Source organism: Borreliella spielmanii, from assembly GCF_014201705.1.
Classification (GTDB): Bacteria; Spirochaetota; Spirochaetia; order Borreliales; family Borreliaceae; genus Borreliella; species Borreliella spielmanii.
On sequence record NZ_JACHFA010000002.1, the window covers coordinates 78,545 to 96,899 of the forward strand.

An 18,355-nucleotide genomic window follows, 5' to 3' on the forward strand; every position below is an offset into this window, starting at 1 on the left:
TTTGTTTTATATATTTCGCCCCTTGATTGCATCTTCTACTGTGTTTATTTCCATAAATTCTGTTCCTTTGTCAATATTTCTATTTGGGTTGCCGGAAATAATTATTACAGTGTCTTTATCATTAACAATACCTTGTTCTTTTAATATTTTAAGAGAAGTTACTACAAATTCAGTAGTTCTTTTAAAATTGTTGTCTACAAGATTAGAATAAACCCCATAAGATAATGTTAATTCTCTTGCCAATCTTTCGCTATTTGTTGTAATGAACAATGGAACACTTGCTCTGTAAGTTGCCATTATTCTTGCAGTTTTACCTTTTAGAGAATCTACAATAATTGCTTTTACATCCATAAGTTTTGTGGCATCGATTGCACATTTGATAATATAGTTTCTTGTAATGCTTTTATCGTAGAAAAGTTCATCTTTATATAAGGTCATTTTTCTGTGTTTTTCAACTTTTTTAGCAATGCTTGTCATCATTTTTACAGCTGCAATTGGATATTTCCCGTAAGCGGTTTCTCCAGATAGCATAATTGCGTCTGTTCCGTTTAAAATAGCATTAGCAATATCAGATACTTCTGCTCTAGTAGGTCTTGGATTTTCAATCATTGTATGAAGCATTTGAGTTGCTGTAATCACAGGTATTCCATACTTTATGCAGGTTTGTGTGATTTTAAGTTGAGCAATGGGTACATCTTCTGCAGGAATTTCAACGCCCATATCTCCTCTTGCAACCATTATTCCATAAGATACTTTTACAATTTCTTCAATATTATCAATTCCTTCTTGATTTTCGATTTTAGATATGATTTTTACATCAGGATTTCCAACGTCATTTAAAATTTTTTGAACATCTTGAACATCTTTAGAATGCCTTACAAACGAATGGGCAATAAAATCAACATTATATTTTGCTGCAAGCTCAATAAATCCTTTGTCTTTTTCAGTTACTGATTGTAGTTTAAGAGAAATGCCGGGAGTATTGATTGATTTTTTATTTTTAATTTGACCATCATTTTTAATTTCACAAATTAATCGGTCAGGCAGTTTGGAAACAACAGTCATTTCAAGCTCACCATCATCGATTAGTACTTTAGATCCTTGAGGTACCTCTTTGACAAATCCGTCATAATTAGTTTGGAAGTTATTGGGTTCATTAATAGGTAAAGTTGAAATGATTACTTTGTCTCCAGTTTTTACAATAATAGGATTTTCAATATTTGCTGTTCTAACTTCGGGTCCTTTTGTGTCGATCATTAGAGCTATTTTATTTGAAATTTTTCGAACATTGTTTATTACTTTTATTGTATCTTCGTGTGATTGATGGGCAGTGTTTAATCTTATGACGTTTACCCCCGCATCGTATAAATCTTTTATATGTTCTGGTTCGCATCTAAGATCAGATATTGTTGCTACAATTTTTGTTAACTTTGAAATCATAAAGTTCTTCCTCCACTGTTATAAATTTTATGCTTTTTGTCTTTGAATAACAATATTTTATTAAAAATTCAAAATTGTGCTTTGCCAGTAGTATTTAGATTTGATTTTTTATTTTTTTTATCAGATTTTCATCCAGCTTAATATGTAAATTTTTTTCTGCTTTTGGAATTACAAGGCCTGGCTTTCCATTTTTAACTCTTCTTAAATTTTTAACTTGAGTGTAGTAAAGATCCGCTTTTCCCGATTTTTTTGCTAATTTTGTATAATTCACACATAAATTACCAGCAGCTAAAAGTACCTCAAGGCAAGGGGTTTTATTTTTTTGACTTTTAATAAAAACATAAGCTCCAGGGTAATCTCTTGTATGAAGCCAATAGTCATTTCCTTTAACACAATGTCTTAAGAGTTCATCGTTTTCTTTTGCGCTTCTTCCGACAATAATTTCAAATCCACAAGATCTAAAATGCAAGCCCATCTTTGGTGTTTTTTCTTTTTTTTTAATAGTAGTTTTTTCTTGATTATACTCTTCTTTTGGAATGAAATTTTCTACTTTTAACATAGTTATTTTTGATTGAATAAGATTAAATTTATCTAGATTTTCTTTTAATTGATTTTGTATAGTTTTAAAAGAATTTTTTCCTTTTTTATATGCTTTAAAATATTGTAAGGCATTTTCTTTTGCTGATAATGATTGATTTAACGATATTTTTATTTTTTCTTCTTTATAATTTAAGAGGTTTATTTCTTTAAGCCCTTTTTGTATTTTGCTAATATTTAATAAAATCAACTCACCTTTTTCTTTTTCATTTTCAATGTTTTCAATCAGTTTGATTTGTTGTTTTAAAGACTTTATTCTTTTCTCCAAATCAATTAGATCTTTTTTATATTTTTCAATAAGTAATTCTTTTATATTGGTGTTTTTAATTTGACTGCCGAGTGATTCGTAGTAATTTTCAAGAAATTCAGAATAAGATGTATAGCCAGCGTTATTGTATTCTTCTTTTAGCCCCATTAATTTTTTATCAGACACTTTATTGCTTTCATGTATTTCTTTAGCTTTTAAAAAGATTTCACCTGTTGTTTCTTTTATTTTGGGTCTTCTGTAATAAGCATCTAGTATTTTAAAGTTTTGGTTTGTAGCTATTATATTTGGAGAGGATGGCCACAATTTAATAAATAAAATAATTATATCTTTTTTTAAAATCTCAAGAGAAATGATTCTTTCATTTTTCATTTGGAAAGCTTTTAGAATTTTTCCATTTTGAATTTTTGATTTTAAGAATTCAGAAAATCTTAATTTTAAGGCATTCTTTTTGTAATTTTTTTTTGTTATATGGAATCTAGTAGTGTTTGGATTTAAAGAGATTAATATTTTAAATTTTTTATTTTCAATTTTATTGTAAATCTCTAAAATCAAACTTTTGTAATCCGGTTGTATTATTTTTTTAATTAAAGAGTTTGTGAAAGGAATTTCTTTAATTAAAGTATTTATTTCAACGTAATTCAAAGACATTTTTTTAAAATCCTAATTCTTTAAAAGTGTTTATACCTAAGCTTTAAATTTTTATTTTATGTATTAAACTATTACTACTAATAATAGTTTATTTACATGATATGTAGTATTATGAAAATAAAGTTTATTAGCAATAAATTTTTAATGTAATTTTGTTAATAGCTTAAGCTTAATAATAAGAGTTCATAGAATGATAAAAACACTACTTTTTTTATTTGTTTTGTATCCTGTTGCTTTGTTTGCTCAAATATCTGCAAATCAATATTTTGAAGGAATTTATGCTAAATATCAAAATATAGGGGATATGCAAGCAACAATTAATTTCACTTTAAAAGGATTAAAGCAAACAGGTGTTTTGCTTTATAAGTTCCCAGACAAGTTTATTATTAATCTAGATTCAAATAATCAAGTTTTTGTAAGTGATGGTGAATTTTTAACAGTTTATGTTCCATCTCTTGGGACTTCGTTTAAGCAGCAATTAATAAAAGGTAGCAGTGGGGGGGGGCTTATGAAAGTTTTAAATAGTGAGTACAGCGTGTCTTATACTAATTCTCCAAATTTAGAAGCTCTCGATTCATCTGATTCTGGAAAATATATTAAATTAACCTTTTCTAGAAAGCTTTACAAGGGGGCTGCTACTATTAATTCTTTTATTATTGCTTTTACTCCGGATGGAATAATTAGAAGAATTACTGCTTATCCTACTAGTGGTGGGCGTGAAATAGTTATTGATTTAGCTGCTGTGAAGTTTAATGTTGGAATTCTTGATAGTAAATTTAACTATGATCCTCCAAAATCTTCAAATAAGGTAGATAATTTTTTATATGATATTAAAAAAAATTAAGGTTTAAATCTATGGAAGAAAATGATTTTATTAAATTTGGGAGTTATTTGAGAAAAGTTAGAAATGGTAAAAATTTGACTCTTGAAATGGTAGCTGATGATATTAAAATTTCTATTAAGTACCTTAAAGCTCTTGAAGATTCTAATATTGAAATTTTTCCAAATGAAGTTTTGGCTGTTGGATTTTTAAGAACTTATAGCGAATATTTAGATATTGATTCTAAATTAATATCAACACTTTTTAAGGACTATAAAAGAAAACTTAATAGTAGTTACATTGGGATTAGATTTGAAGATAAAATTTCAAATTCAGGGTTTTTAAGCGATAATAAAGTTCCTTCGGACAAAAAAATGTTGTTTTTTAGTTTAGATTCTTTAAGTATGTTAAGAATCCTGTTAGGAATTGTTGGTGTTATTTTGCTATTATTTATGCTATTTGCTTTTAAGGAAGTGGAAGTTTATTTTAAAAAATTTTTTAAGATTAGTCAGGATGAGAAGATAATTTCAAATATTCATGAAGTGTCTTTTGATAAAAAGAATTTTTGGAATGTTTCTCTTAAAGAGGGGGATTTTTTATCTTTAACGTGTGGTGATAATGTCGCAAAATATAGAACATCGTTTATTAGTGATGATTTAGTTATTGTTGATGAGTCTAAAAAAAATAAAAATATTTTTAATTTAGGAGAGTTTAAAGAGATAAATCTTGATGATAATCTGAGAGTTAAAATTATTTATGAGAATTATTATTATGATAAGTTAAAAATAGCCCATGTAAGTTTAGAGTCTTTTGCTTTAAATGTTAAATATGTATCTGAGACTAATATTGACAATAGATTTAATATTTTAAATTGGCAGTTTGATGTTAAGGGAACTGAAAAATTACCAAGTAGTAATTATCTTACTCTATATTCTTCTCAAAAACTTTCAAATGTTGATTTAAAAATTGATTTTTTAAATGATACATTTTTTAGATATGCTGATGAAAACAATCTTCATGGCAAATCTTTTTTTGCGTCCAAAGGTATTCCTATTAATTTAGCTTTTGAAAAATCTTTAATATTATTCTTTTCAAGACTTTCTGATGTTAATATTATTCTCAATGACAGAGACATTACTCCTTTTTTAAAAGAGCAGGGAAAAGAAATTTTTGCTGTCCAATTTTTTTGGGTAAAGACACCCTCAGGGTTTGATCTTAAGGTTTCTGAAGTTTATTAGTAATAATGGATAAAATAAAGAATTTTTTTTCTAGCTTAAATGTTTTTCAAGAAAAAATTGTTTTTAGTGAAAGTAAAAATCCAATTCTTGTTTTGGCAGGGCCTGGAAGTGGTAAAACAAGGGTTATAATTGCAAAAATTGTGTATTTAATCAAACATATGAATATAAACCCTAATGAAATTTTGGCTTTAACTTTTACCAATAAAGCTGCAAATGAAATGAATGACAGAATAAACGATCTTTTAAAATTTGACAAGAAACTCCATATTCAAACTTTTCATTCTTTTGGGTCTTGGCTTTTAAGATGTTACTATAAGGATTTTGACAAGAATTATGATTCAAATTTTACAATTTGGGATACTAATGATGTTGTTAGATTTGTCAAGCAAATTAATCTTGCTTCAAATCTTGAAATGGCAAAGCATATTGCGGCTTTGATTTTAAAAGGCAAAGAAAATTTTTTTTTAGGAAAATCTGTTGAATTTACAGAAAAGGAAGCTGAGTATATTAAAATTTATGAGGAAGAAAAAGCTAAAAATAATGCTTTTGATTTTTCAGATCTTATTATTAAATCTATTTTAATGCTAAGACAGTCTAAACCTCTAAAAGAATCTGTTCAATCTAAATTTAAAGTGATTTTTGTAGATGAGTATCAAGATACAAATTATTCACAATTTTTATTTTTGAAAGAACTTTATTTAGATGGTATGTATTTTATGGTTGTAGGAGATGAAGATCAGTCAATATATTCTTTTAGAGGAGCTAGAATTGAAAATATTCTTGAATTTGAAAAAACTTTCGGCAATGTTATTAAATTTTATTTAGTGCAAAATTATCGTTCAAGTTCAAATATAGTGGGTATTGCAAATGGGGTTATATCGAAAAATAAAAATAGATATGAGAAACAAATAATAACTCAAAATAGTTCTGATAAAAGAATGAAATTTTTAGTTTTTCAAAGCACATCAGATGAAGCTGAATATTTTTCTAACTTACTTACTCTCAATGATGTTGAGACAGCAATACTTTATAGATTTAATTCCCAATCTTTTTATTTTGAAACATCGTTTTTAAAGAAAAATATCTCATACAAGGTTTTAGGATCAATTAAATTTTATGAGAGAGAGGAAATAAAGGATATTATGTGTTTGCTTAGGCTTTTTATAAACAGGAAAGATAAAATAGCTTTTTTGAGAATAATAAACAAGCCTTCTAGAGGAATTGGGAAAACTACTCTAGACAAAATAATTAGTGCTTTAAATGATGATGGTGTTAATTTTAATTTGTTTTGTGCGAGTAAAAAGGTTTTAGGCTTGCTTAAAAATAGAGCTAAAGAGTCCCTTTTATTGTTTTTAAATGCTTATGATGATCTGAGTAAAAAACTTTTTGAAGATCATTACATTAATTTATCTGCTTTTATTAATGATATTGTAATTAAGTTTGGTCTTTTAGATTATTATAAAAAATTTGATAAGGAAGAAAAATTAAGAAACATTGACGAGCTTATTAATAGCGGAATTGAATATTCGGGTACATTTGAAGGTCTTGCTATATTTTTAGAAAATTCTTCACTTTCTCCTTTAATTTCTGGAGATTTTAAGTCTAATATATTTTTGTCTTCAATTCATGGTGTTAAGGGACTTGAATTTGATAGAGTTGTGATTTCTGGACTTGAGAAAGGTCTTTTACCAGCTGAAATTGAAGAATTAACAGAAGATAGGCTTGAGGAAGAGAGAAGACTTTTTTATGTTGCAATCACGAGAGCTAAATCAGAGCTTATTATTACCTTAAATTTGAGGCGAGCTTTTAGAGGTTCTTTTAAAAGCACTGCGCTTTCTGTTTTTTTCCAAGATATTGACAAAAACTCTTATGACATTGTCTTTATTCCCGAATATTTGAAAGAGTATTTCAACAATTTTTTTATTAATAATAAAAGTGTTGTTAGATTTAATATTGGAGATTATATAATTTATAATGAAGAAAAGGGAATGATTATTGATAGCTGGTACCAAGGTAACTTGCAGTTTGTTAAAATTAGTTTGAGAAATGGTAAGAAGGCTATTTTGAGTCCTGAGTATATTAAAAAAATTATTAAAGTTTAGAGGTTTATTTTGAAAGATATACATTTAGAAAATAGCTTGAAATTAAGCTTAGTAAGGCTTGGTGGAGAGAGTGAAGATAAATTTATTTCAAAATTTGAAAAAGTTATTAGATTGGTTGATGAAATTTTAAATTTTGAGGTTCAAATTAATTTTAATGCTAATAAGAAAAAGATTTCTACATTGCGTGAGGATAAAGTAAGATTTTCTCTTCCTATTGAATCGATTAAGAGGCTGAGTAATTCGTTTTTAGATGGATATTTTTCATCTCCTAAAATATTAGAATAAGGATAAGGTTTTGGACTTAAGCAATTTAACTTTAACCAAAATTCAAGAATTAGTTTTAACTAAAAAATGTAAAATTTATGATATTTTGCTTGCTTATAAAAATAATTATGAATTAAATAAAGATATTAATGGATATATTGAATTTTTTGATGATTCTTTAGAGATTGCAAAAAGGTATGACGATTGTTTAGAAAATTGTGAATTAGAGAATTTTCCTTTAATTGGTATGCTTATTGCTGTTAAAGATAATATTTCAATTCAAGATAAATCTTTAACCTGTGCTTCTGAAATTTTAAAAGGCTATATTTCTCCTTATGATGCAACTGTGATCAAAAGGCTTAAGAATAAAGGAGCAATTTTAATTGGTAGAACCAATATGGATGAATTTGCCATGGGTTCTACTTGTGAATTTTCTTATTATGGCGCAACTTTAAATCCTTTAAATAGAGAATATGTTATAGGTGGTAGTTCTGGAGGCTCTGCAGCTGTAGTTGCATCTTTTCAGGCACCTTTTTCGCTTGGTAGTGATACTGGGGGTTCTGTTAGACTTCCTGCATCTTATTCAGGAATTTTGGGCTTCAAGCCTTCTTATGGGGGTCTTTCTCGTTATGGACTTGCATCTTATGCTTCTTCTTTTGATCAAATAGGCTTTTTTGCGCATTCTATTGAAGATATTGCTTTAATCTTAAAGCATACTTGTGGATCTGATGAAATGGATTCTACTAGTGTAGACATCTTTGATGATTTTTATCCTTTAAAAATTGAGTCTTTGCAAGGTAAAAATTTAGTTGTGATTAAAGAACTTAGCGAAGATTTAATGGACAAAAATATTGCAACTAGTTTTTCTAAATTTAAATTAGATCTTTTGTCAAAAGGTATTAATATAAAAGAAGTTTCAATAGAAGAGATTAATTTTATTTTATCAATTTATTATACAATTTCTCCTGTTGAAGCATCCTCAAATCTTGCTCGTTATACTGGGCTTTGTTATGGTAAGAGAATGTCAGAAAATTTAAGCCTTAATGATTTTTATTTTAAACATAGGAGCAATTTCTTGTCAGAAGAAGTTAAAAGACGCATTGTTCTTGGAAATTATTTGTTGTCAGAAGGATATGATGCTAAATATTATGCAAAAGCTTGCGAAATTCTTCAAAATTTGATTATTCCCAAATTCAACAAGCTTTTTGAAAGTTGTGATTTTATTATCACTCCTACAAGTTTTGTTAAACCTTTTAGGGTTGGTTTGGCTTTTGATGATCCTGTTAAAATGTATTATTCAGATATTTGTACTGTGATTGCAAATCTTATTGGAGCTCCTGCTATTTCGCTTCCGTATTCTAAGGATAAAGAAGGATTATCGATTGGAATGCAAATTATTGGGCGCAGTAAAAAGGATTTTGAACTTTTAAGTTTTTCAAAAAATGTGATTAGGGAATTGGGATTGAATGGAATATAAATTAGTTATTGGATTAGAAATTCATATTCAGCTAGGTTTAAAAACAAAGGCTTTTTGTGGATGTAAAAATGAGTTTGGAGGAGTCCCTAACTCTCGTATTTGTCCAATTTGCCTTGGGTTACCCGGGGCATTGCCAAGTGTGAATGTAGAGCTTATTAATAGTGCAATTTTAGCAGGGCATGCCACAAGCTCAAAGATTAGCCGCGTTGTTAAATTTGATAGAAAACATTATTATTATCCAGATTTACCAAAAGGATATCAAATCTCACAAAATGATAAGCCAATTTGTGAGGGAGGAAGCTTATTGATTGAAACTTCTGCTGGGCTTAAAAAGATTAACATTATTAGAATTCATATGGAAGAAGATTCAGGTAAAAGTCTACATTTGCTTGATAGTGAAAATCAAAGTTATATTGATTTTAATCGTTCAGGGGCTCCTTTGCTTGAGATTGTCTCTGCTCCAGATATTAGCAGTGGAGATGAGGCAGTTGCTTTTTTAAGTTCTTTAAGAGAAATTTTTAGGTATCTTGATTTGTCAGAATGCAATATGGAAAATGGTTCTTTCAGATGTGATGTAAATGTTAATTTAATTATTAAAGAGAGTGACGTTGAGTATAAAACTCCTATAGCTGAAATAAAGAATTTAAACTCTTTTAAATCTATTAAAGCTGCCATTGAATATGAAGAATTAAGACAACAAGAAGAATGGGTTAAATTTAGGAAAACTCTTGATAGTTGTGGTAAGCATACTAGAGGATTTGATGATAAGAGCGGAATAACAGTGATTCAAAGGGATAAAGAAACAGTATCTGATTATCGTTATTTCCAAGAACCCGATTTGCCTTTAATAGAGATTGATGATTTTTATATTGATAATATTAAAAAATTAAAGTTAATTGAGCTTCCATTTGATGCAAGAGTTAGACTTAAGGCCCAATATGGATTAAGTGATTTTGATGTTACTACTTTAACATCAGATAAGCATTTACTTAGATATTTTGAAGAGGCTGTTATTAATTCAAGCGATCCTAAAAAAGTATCCAATTGGGTATTATCCGAAGTTTTAAGTGTTCTTAATGACAAAGGAATTAGTGTTCTTGAATATGACTTGCCTCCAAGTTATATTACAGAGCTTGTTGAATTTATTGTTGATGGTAAAATAAGTGGTAAAATGGCAAAAAAAGTGTTTTCAGAGATGATGGCTAGAAAAGTTTCAGCTTCTGTTATTATAAGTGAAAATCAATTAGAGCAAATAAGTGACGAGTTTATTATTAAACAGATTGTTCTTGAAGTTTTAAATGAAAATCCCAAATCAATTGAACTTTACAAAAAGGGTAAAGATCATGCTATTAAATTTATGATGGGGCAAATAATGAAAAAATCTTCAGGAAAGATTAATCCTATACTTGCAAATGAAATTCTTTTACAAAGTTTAGCAAATGTATGATTTCTCCTTAATAGATAATTTGCCGGTGATTAAAAGAGCAAGATTTTTTTATCTTTACGATATTCATGGCAAGAGATATTTGGATTTATATTTAAATGGTGGAAAAAATTTTTTAGGCTATAGGATTCAAGGTTTAAATCGCCTTTTTAAGCAAACTATGTCAAGGGGCTTGATATCTCCTTATCCTTCTGTTTTTAAAAATCAGTTTATCAATTTAGTATTTACTTTTTTTAAAGAGGCCGGATCCGTTTATATTTTTAAGCTAGAGCGAGATGCAAAAGAATTTTTACTATCTTTAACTGGTAAAGATAAAGTTTTTATGCCTTGGGAAAAGGGAGAAGGAATATATGAGTTTAAAGTAGGATTTAACAATATTAAATATCCTATGATTTTTAATATTCCTTTGCCTGATTGTATGTCTGTTAGTATTGTTATCATAGATAACAATACTAGAAAAATAGAATTTAAAGATAATTTTGATGCTATAACTTTATCTTTGGCTAGACATACATTAAGCAAACTTTTGTTTTATAGAAAAAATCTCAATATTGATTTTAATTTTTTTACTACATCTTTGTTTAGAGTGACTAATAGGTATATGTTTCCTCTTTATGATGCTTGTTATCATTCTGAAATTTTTAATGAATTTCTTAGGTATGGATATTTAATTAGTCCAACTTTTAGTATTCCGTCTATTGTTCCCTTGAAGTTTTCTAAAGGAGATCTGGATAATTTTAAAAAAATTTGCTTTGCCCTTAAAAACAAGTTTGTTGATGGACTTGACAGTGATCCTTGCAAATAATACAATGAATAAGATTTATGCATAAAATTATATGTAAGGGTAATGTACTATTATGAATAAGATAACCAATAATGTTACGATTTGGATTAAGCCAAAGACTGTTGAGAAAAAATGGTATGTAATTGATGCAGCAGACAGAGTTTTAGGTAAAGTTGCTGTGGATGTTGTTAGAATTTTAAGAGGTAAGCATAAAGCTTATTATACTCCGCATCAGGATTTAGGTGACAATGTTATTGTTATTAATGCTTCTAAGGTTAGGCTGACAGGTAAAAAATATCAACAAAAGCTTTATTATAGGCATTCAAGATATCCAGGAGGTCTTTATTCTGACACTTTTAGAACATTGTCAGAAAGAAAGCCTTGTGCGCCTCTTGAGATTGCTATTAAAGGTATGTTGCCAAAAGGTCCTTTAGGGCGTGATCTTTTTAGAAATTTAAAAGTCTTTTCTGGTTCAGAGCATACTCTTAAAGCTCAAAATCCTATAAAGCTAGAAGCTAATTTAAGAGAGGTAAGATGAAAAAATCAAATTTTAGTAATGTTAATTTATCAATGGGAACTGGTAGGAGAAAATCTTCTGTTGCTAGAGTTTACATTAGAGAGGGTAGTGGCAATATTAAAGTAAATAATAGAGACTTTGACTCTTACATCCAACTTGAAAATTTAAGAACAATGGCGCTATCGCCTTTATTTTTAACAAATACGCTTGGCAAATATGATCTTTATATTAATGTTTATGGGGGAGGAATCTCAGGTCAATCGGGAGCAATAAGGCATGGTATTTCAAGAGCTCTTTTTGAGCTTGATGAATCTAATAAGATGATTTTGAGATCTAATGGGTTTTTAACAAGAGATTCAAGGAAAGTTGAACGTAAAAAATTTGGGAAGAAGAAGGCTCGAAAAAGTTTTCAATTTTCTAAAAGATAATTTTATTTTTATACATTTTACATTTTTTTAAAGCAAAAAAAATCCCTTATACAGGGATTTAATTTATTTCTGCTTAATGGAATAAAAGACGTTTTTACCGTGATATTCGGCAGTTGTTTCTAATTCTTCTTCTATTCTTATGAGTTGATTGTATTTTGCTATTCTATCTGTTCTTGAGAGTGAGCCAGTTTTGATTTGACCTGTTCCAAGAGCTACTACAAGATCAGCTATTGTTGTATCTTCTGTTTCTCCTGACCTATGGGAAACTATTGCTGTGTATCCCGCTTTTTTGGCCATTTCCACAGCTTCAAATGTTTCTGTTAGTGTTCCAATTTGATTAACCTTGATAAGAATTGAATTGGCAATTCCCATTTCGATTCCTTTTTTAAGAAATGAGGTATTTGTCACAAATAAATCATCCCCAACAAGTTGTATTTTGTTTCCAATTTTATCTGTAAGTTTTTTCCATCCATCCCAATCTTCTTCGGCCATGCCATCTTCAATTGAAATAATTGGATATTTTTCTACCCATTTTGACCAATATTCAACCATTTGTTCAGAAGTAAGCTCTTCTTTTGTTGACCATTTAAGCACATATTTTTTTGTTTTTGGATCATAAAGCTCAGATGTTGCTGGATCAAGAGCTATTGATATATCTTTTCCAGGCTCATATCCCGCTTTTTTTATTGCTTCTATAATCATCTCGCAGGCTTCTTCGTTTGATTTTAAATTTGGGGCAAATCCTCCTTCATCTCCAACAGAAGTTGCATATCCTTTTCCATTTAGAATGCCTTTTAGTGTGTGAAAAACCTCTACTGACATTCTTATTGCTTCGCTGAAAGTTTTTGCTCCTATTGGCATTATCATGAACTCCTGAAAGTCAACAGAGTTGTCAGAATGTGCGCCACCATTAATAATATTGCACATAGGTGTAGGCAAGATATTGGCTTTGTACGCTCCAAGATATTGATAAACCTTAAGCCCAAGGTACTTTGCGGCAGCTTTAGCTGTAGCCATTGAAACCGCTAATATTGCATTAGCACCAAGCTTTTCTTTTGTGGGGGTGCCATCAAGTTCAAGCATTTTTCTGTCGATTGCAACTTGATTTAAGGCGCTCATACCTTCGAGTTCTGGGGCAATTATGTTTTTTATATTTTCAATTGCTTTTAAAACCCCTTTTCCCATATATACAGATTTATCACCATCTCTAAGCTCAACAGCTTCGTTAATTCCTGTTGATGCACCTGATGGTACGGCAGATCTTCCGCAAGTTCCATCTTCTAAAATGACATCAGTCTCAACTGTTGGATTCCCCCTAGAATCAATAATTTGTCTTGCTTTGATTTTATAAATGTGAAAACCCATTTTTATACTCCTCATATTATTTATATTATTTACTTTAATGTATGTTTTTAGTATAATGTTAAAAAGTTTAAATGTGTAGTATCTTGCCAAAAGAATTTGAAGGCTTTGTATATAATTTATGAAAGAAAGATGTTTGTGTTTATTTATTTTTGCAACTTTGTGTGTTAATAATCTTTTTTCAGATAATTATATAATGTATGATTTTGATTTGAGTTTAAGTGAATTTTTAGAAGTTTCAACAAGAAAAGACAATCTTGAACCCATTGTTGATTCTAATCGCATATTATTGTTTTATCCTCCCAATAAGGGCATTAGAAAAATTTTTGCTGCTTTTGATTTTGATCAGTATTCTAAAAAATATTTGTTCAAAAAAAATGAGTATGGAGTTTTTTTTGTTAAAGTTAATATTCCTCATGGCACAAGCAATATAAAATATAGACTTATTGTAGATGGTGTTTGGACTAATGATGAGTATAATAAAAATGTGGTTTATAATGAGGATTTAGTCCCATTTTCTAAAATTGAAGTTGCCAAGGAGAAATCTAGTTATATCTCATTGAGAAATCCAATACAATCATATGACAACAATGAAGTTGAAATTTTTTATATCGGTCGTCCTGGACAAATAGTTACAATAGCTGGCAGTTTTAATAATTTTAATCCTTTTTTAAATAGGCTTGTTGAAAAAGAAGACAATAAGGGAATTTATACTATTAAGCTTAAAAATTTACCTAAGGATAGGATTTATTATTATTTTATTGATTCTGGTAATAAAGTAATAGATAAAAATAATGTTAATAGAATTAACTTGTACTTTGTTGAAGGTATTGATAATAAAATAGATTTTGAAGTTTCCTATTTTGACCATAAGTAAGTTTTTCAAGTATTTATTTGTTCATTTCATCAAAAAGGTATTTAGATACAAAATGATCTTTTTCTATTTCTTCAAGTTTTGGATGTACTTGAGTTGATAAATGAATTTTTCTAATGTTTGCTAGGGTTTGTTCGTCTAGTTTTATATTTTTATTTTTTCTTTTTTCGGGGTTGATTTCAGGAATTGATGCTATTAGCATTTTAGTGTATGGATGAACTGGGTTTGAGAACAGTGTTTCTCTGGGTGCAAGTTCTAGGATAACTCCAAGGTACATTACAGCGATTTTATCACTCATATATTTTACTACAGCAAGGTCGTGAGAAATAAATAAATAAGATAAATTGAATTCTTTTTGCAGGGTTTTTAGCAGATTTAAAATTTGAGCTCTGGTTGATACATCAAGTGCAGAAACAGCTTCATCTAAAAGTAAAAGCTTAGGATTTAAAGCTAACGCTCTAGCAATTCCTATTCTCTGTCTTTGTCCCCCGGAAAATTCATGAGGATATCTAGATAACATATTTTTATGTAATCCAACAATATCTATTAATTCGTTTACTCTTTGTTCTATTTCCCGTTTTGTTTTTGGAAGAATTTTGTTTTCATTGTATATTTCTAGCGGTTCTGCAATTATTTCTTTTATTGTCATTCTTGGGTCAAGCGAAGTATGGGGATCTTGAAACACCATCTGCATATCTTTTTTTGTTTTTAAGAGTTCTTTTTTTGAAAGTTCAGTTATGTTTTTTTCGTTAAAGTAAATATTTCCAGAGGTTGGTGTGTAAAGCTGCATTATTGAGCGAAGAGTGGTAGATTTGCCGCAGCCAGATTCTCCAACAAGTCCCAAAGTTTTATTTTTTTCAACTTCAAAGCTAACATTGTTTACCGCATTTACTTTTTGTTTGTTTTTCCAAAATACAAAATCTTCTCCAGTTATGAATGTTTGCATTAAATTTTCTACTTTAAGAATTATTTCTTTTTTACTGCTCATTTAAAACTCCTCAATGCTGGTTTTTGTGCTATTAATAGGATTTTCTTTCATCGAATAAAGTTTTTTATTCGGATCGTGTTCTAATGTTAGAATTGATTTTAAAAGTCCGATAGTGTAAGGGTGTTTAGGATTGTTAAATATTTCCTCTACTGTTCCTTCTTCTACAATTTTTCCTTGATACATGACAGATACTGTATCACAAATTTCAGCAACAACTGCAAGATCATGAGTTATAAATATGGTAGAAGTATTAAATTTTTTAGATAGGTTTTTGATTAATAATAATATTTGCTCTTGGATTGTAACATCAAGGGCTGTTGTCGGTTCATCTGCTATTAATAAGGACGGATGGCAGCTAAGTGCCATGGCAATCATGACTCTTTGCCTCATGCCTCCTGAAAATTGGTGGGGGAAATGTTTTATTCTTTCTTCTGCGTTTACAACACCAACAGTTTTTAACATTTCTATTGCTTTTTCTTTGGCCTCTTTTTTTCCTAATCTTTGGTGTAAAATTATTGTCTCTTCAAGTTGAGTTGATATTCTTAAAAATGGGTTTAATGAAGTCATTGGGTCTTGAAATATCATTGATATTTTATTACCTCTGATTTTTAAAAGTTCTTTTTCGCTAAGTTTTAACAGATCTTGATTTTCAAATAGTATTTCTCCGCTTTTATATACTGTTGTAAGTTCTGGTAATAATTTTAAAATAGCCATGCTTGTTACGGATTTTCCACTCCCAGATTCCCCAACGATAGCTCTAATTTCTCCTCTTTTTACAGATAGATTAACATTACTTACGGGATGAATTGTTGTATGTTTTAATCTAAAGTCAATTGCTAAATTTTTTATTTCTAATATGTTGTTTTTTTCCATTCAATTTCTCCTTAGATGCTATCTTTTGGATCAAACGCATCCCTTAACCCATCACCTAAAAAGTTCATAAATAATAAAAATATTGTCATAACTATAGCTGGAATAAAAACTTTCCATGGATATTCGATAAATGTAGCAATTCCATTTTGTACTAATTCTCCCCAGCTTGTCATTGGAGCTGAAATTCCAAGTCCTAAAAAGGATAAAAATGCTTCAGCCATAATAAAGCTTGGAACCCTTATTGTTGTGAATATAACTATCATTCCAATGCTATTAGGGATTAAGTGTTTTAAAATTATTCTTTGATTTGTTGCGCCGAAAGTTTTGGCTGCTTGTATAAATTCTGAGCTTGATAGTGATTGTACTTGACCTCGTACAACTCGGGCTACTGTTAACCATGATACAAATGCAAGTGCTATGAATAATCCTATTATACTTCTCTCCATTATTGCCATTAGTATTATTACAATAAGTAAATAAGGCAATACGTAAAGAATTTCTATTGTTTTAGTGATTATTTTGTCAGGCAATCCCCCAAAAAATCCTGCTATTGCTCCTAGAATAGTTCCTATTATCATAGATAAGAAAGCCCCAATAAATCCTACAGAAAGAGAGATTTGACTGCCCTGTATTAATCTTGCAAGCAAATCTCTTCCAAGATTGTCTGTGCCAAGCAAATATACTCTTTTATGTATTTTTACTTCCTTTTTATCTATTATTTGAACTTCATTTTCTATTTTTCTTTTTATGTCTTCTAGTTTTTTTAGTTCGTCTTCATTTATTTCTCTTTTTTCTTTTTTTGCTAATTTTTCAATAAATTTTTTTTCTTTCTTATACCATAGCTCTCCAGCAGCTTGGAAAGATGGTGGTAAATCGGAATGCTCTACTATTTGAGTATGGTATTTATATATTGGTAATATTGGCTGTAGAATAGCAATTAAGATATAAAATCCAATTACAAAAAGACTGCCAAATGCCAGTTTATTTTCTTTAAATCTTGACCATGCTCTTCTTTCGAGTTTAGAATTGTTTTTTTCATTTTGTTTTTCAAGGCTATTCATTTTGATTTCCTCTTATACTCTTGGATCTAACATTTTATATATAATGTCTGATATTAATATAGAAATAAGCAATATTATTGAGTATACCAATAATCCCCCCATTAATACTGGGTAATCTCTGTTTAGTGCAGATTCTGTTATAAACATTCCCATTCCAGCAATTCTAAATATTTTTTCGATAACTACGCTTCCAGAGATTATAGCAGCAAATGCTGGACCCACATAGCTTATTACAGGTAGTATTGCTCCTCTTAACATGTGCTTTATAACTATCTTTTTAAAGTCCAGCCCTTTTGCACGTGCGGTTCTTACAAAGTCACTCTGTATTATTTCTAACATTGAGCCTCTAATTATTCTTGCGAAAATAGCTATATTAGGCATACTAAGAGTTATTATGGGTAAAATTAAATTTGAAAATCCTCCTCTTTCTGTGATCCATCCGGAGGTGTAAAGCAAACCCCATTTAATTGCAAAAAAGTATTGTAAAATTGGCCCTATTACGAATAGTGGTATAGAAATTCCTAATATTGCTATTGATGTTATTATATAGTCTATATAAGTGTTTTTATAAATAGCAGCCAAGATTCCTATTGGTATTCCTATTGATAGCGATATAATGAGGGACATTACCCCAAGAGTAAGTGATTTTGGAAATCCTAATCTTATGTATTGATTAACAGTAAGGTCTTTCTTTTTTAAAGAAGGTCCCAGGTCTCCTTTGAGAACGTTTGAAATATAGTAAAATGCTTGAATATAAAAAGGTTTGTCAAGATGATATTTTTCCATCAATCTTGCTTTTACTTGAGGATCAATAGGTTTTTCAGAATCAAATGGGCTTCCAGGGGCCATTCTCATTACAAAAAAGCATAAAAAAACTATTGCTAGTAAAGTTGGGATTATTCCTATTAATTTTTTTAAAGTAAACTTTAACATTTTTGCTCCTTTGTAACCTTTGTAATAGATACTGGCAACATTATATATTAGTCAATTATATCATATAGTATTTATTGTTTTTCAAGCCATAGTTGATAATTTTTAATGGAATAGAAATTTATTTGCATTGTAATTAGAAGTTTTTTTAAAAAAAATGTATTTTGCCTTTTTAATTGTTGTTATTTTTACTTTAATCAATAGTATTCTATTGGTTGATATTTAGCTAGTTTTGCTTTT

The 18,355-nt window shown here is 29.1% G+C and carries 17 protein-coding genes; 10 read left to right on the forward strand and 7 right to left on the reverse strand.

The annotated features are described in order from the left end of the window. Positions 1-6 precede the first annotated feature (6 nt). Both pyk and HNR35_RS02540 read right to left on the reverse strand, forming a co-directional pair. Positions 7-1,440 carry a pyruvate kinase gene (pyk, locus tag HNR35_RS02535; protein ID WP_006433643.1) on the reverse strand — a complete coding sequence of 478 codons (1,434 nt, stop codon included), beginning with the start codon at positions 1,438-1,440 and terminating at the stop codon, positions 7-9. 94 nt (positions 1,441-1,534) lie between these two features. Further along, on the reverse strand, positions 1,535-2,953 hold the full coding sequence (locus tag HNR35_RS02540; protein WP_183223720.1) for an NFACT RNA binding domain-containing protein: 1,419 nt from the start codon (positions 2,951-2,953) through the stop codon (positions 1,535-1,537). Positions 2,954-3,143: 190 nt separating this feature from the next. On the opposite strand from HNR35_RS02540, the gene HNR35_RS02545 reads away from it, so the two are divergent. The 9 genes from HNR35_RS02545 to rpsI are packed head-to-tail and all read left to right on the forward strand — an operon-like array spanning position 3,144 to position 12,027. After that, entirely contained in the window at positions 3,144-3,797 is a 654-nt protein-coding gene (locus HNR35_RS02545) for a LolA family protein (protein WP_183223722.1), read from the forward strand. Positions 3,798-3,808: 11 nt separating this feature from the next. Further along, positions 3,809-5,011, forward strand: a complete 1,203-nt coding sequence (locus HNR35_RS02550; RefSeq protein ID WP_183223724.1) for a BB_0345 family helix-turn-helix protein — start codon at positions 3,809-3,811, stop codon at positions 5,009-5,011. A gap of 5 nt (positions 5,012-5,016) precedes the next feature. Then, positions 5,017-7,113, forward strand: a complete 2,097-nt coding sequence (locus tag HNR35_RS02555; protein ID WP_183223726.1) for an ATP-dependent helicase — start codon at positions 5,017-5,019, stop codon at positions 7,111-7,113. A 9-nt stretch (positions 7,114-7,122) separates the two neighbouring features. Next, a complete protein-coding gene (gene gatC, locus HNR35_RS02560; RefSeq protein ID WP_183223728.1) occupies positions 7,123-7,398 on the forward strand; it encodes an Asp-tRNA(Asn)/Glu-tRNA(Gln) amidotransferase subunit GatC in 276 nt (91 codons plus the stop codon). Between the two features lie 10 nt (positions 7,399-7,408). Beyond that, entirely contained in the window at positions 7,409-8,854 is a 1,446-nt protein-coding gene (gene gatA / locus HNR35_RS02565) for an Asp-tRNA(Asn)/Glu-tRNA(Gln) amidotransferase subunit GatA (protein ID WP_183223730.1), read from the forward strand. Continuing rightward, positions 8,844-10,301: an Asp-tRNA(Asn)/Glu-tRNA(Gln) amidotransferase subunit GatB gene (gene gatB / locus HNR35_RS02570; RefSeq protein ID WP_183223732.1), complete on the forward strand. Its 1,458-nt coding sequence runs from the start codon at positions 8,844-8,846 to the stop codon at positions 10,299-10,301. Before gatA ends, gatB begins: the two co-directional genes overlap by 11 nt. Next, positions 10,294-11,103, forward strand: a complete 810-nt coding sequence (locus HNR35_RS02575) for a hypothetical protein (protein WP_183223734.1) — start codon at positions 10,294-10,296, stop codon at positions 11,101-11,103. Before gatB ends, HNR35_RS02575 begins: the two co-directional genes overlap by 8 nt. Before the next feature lie 52 nt (positions 11,104-11,155). Next, complete coding sequence (gene rplM, locus HNR35_RS02580; RefSeq protein WP_006433601.1) at positions 11,156-11,620, forward strand: 50S ribosomal protein L13; 465 nt, start codon at positions 11,156-11,158, stop codon at positions 11,618-11,620. Further along, positions 11,617-12,027: a 30S ribosomal protein S9 gene (rpsI, locus tag HNR35_RS02585; protein ID WP_006433413.1), complete on the forward strand. Its 411-nt coding sequence runs from the start codon at positions 11,617-11,619 to the stop codon at positions 12,025-12,027. The genes rplM and rpsI overlap by 4 nt, the downstream gene beginning before the upstream one ends. 63 nt (positions 12,028-12,090) lie before the next feature. Here rpsI and eno read toward each other — a convergent pair whose 3' ends face one another. After that, positions 12,091-13,392, reverse strand: a complete 1,302-nt coding sequence (gene eno / locus HNR35_RS02590; RefSeq protein ID WP_183223736.1) for a phosphopyruvate hydratase — start codon at positions 13,390-13,392, stop codon at positions 12,091-12,093. A 118-nt stretch (positions 13,393-13,510) separates the two neighbouring features. Here eno and HNR35_RS02595 point away from each other — a divergent pair, with 118 nt between their 5' ends. Further along, on the forward strand, positions 13,511-14,266 hold the full coding sequence (locus HNR35_RS02595; RefSeq protein ID WP_183223738.1) for an early set domain-containing protein: 756 nt from the start codon (positions 13,511-13,513) through the stop codon (positions 14,264-14,266). 13 nt (positions 14,267-14,279) lie between these two features. Here the strand turns inward: HNR35_RS02595 and HNR35_RS02600 are convergent, their stop codons facing one another. Genes HNR35_RS02600 through HNR35_RS02615 form a run of 4 tightly spaced genes read right to left on the reverse strand, consistent with a single transcriptional unit; the run spans position 14,280 to position 18,118 of the window. Continuing rightward, a complete protein-coding gene (locus tag HNR35_RS02600; RefSeq protein ID WP_183223740.1) occupies positions 14,280-15,251 on the reverse strand; it encodes an ATP-binding cassette domain-containing protein in 972 nt (323 codons plus the stop codon). Beyond that, a complete protein-coding gene (locus HNR35_RS02605; RefSeq protein WP_183223743.1) occupies positions 15,252-16,124 on the reverse strand; it encodes an ABC transporter ATP-binding protein in 873 nt (290 codons plus the stop codon). A gap of 11 nt (positions 16,125-16,135) precedes the next feature. Then, positions 16,136-17,185 (reverse strand): ABC transporter permease, encoded by a 1,050-nt coding sequence (locus HNR35_RS02610; protein ID WP_183223745.1) that lies wholly within the window; start codon positions 17,183-17,185, stop codon positions 16,136-16,138. A gap of 12 nt (positions 17,186-17,197) precedes the next feature. Next, complete coding sequence (locus tag HNR35_RS02615; RefSeq protein ID WP_183223747.1) at positions 17,198-18,118, reverse strand: ABC transporter permease; 921 nt, start codon at positions 18,116-18,118, stop codon at positions 17,198-17,200. Between the last annotated feature and the right edge of the window lie 237 nt (positions 18,119-18,355).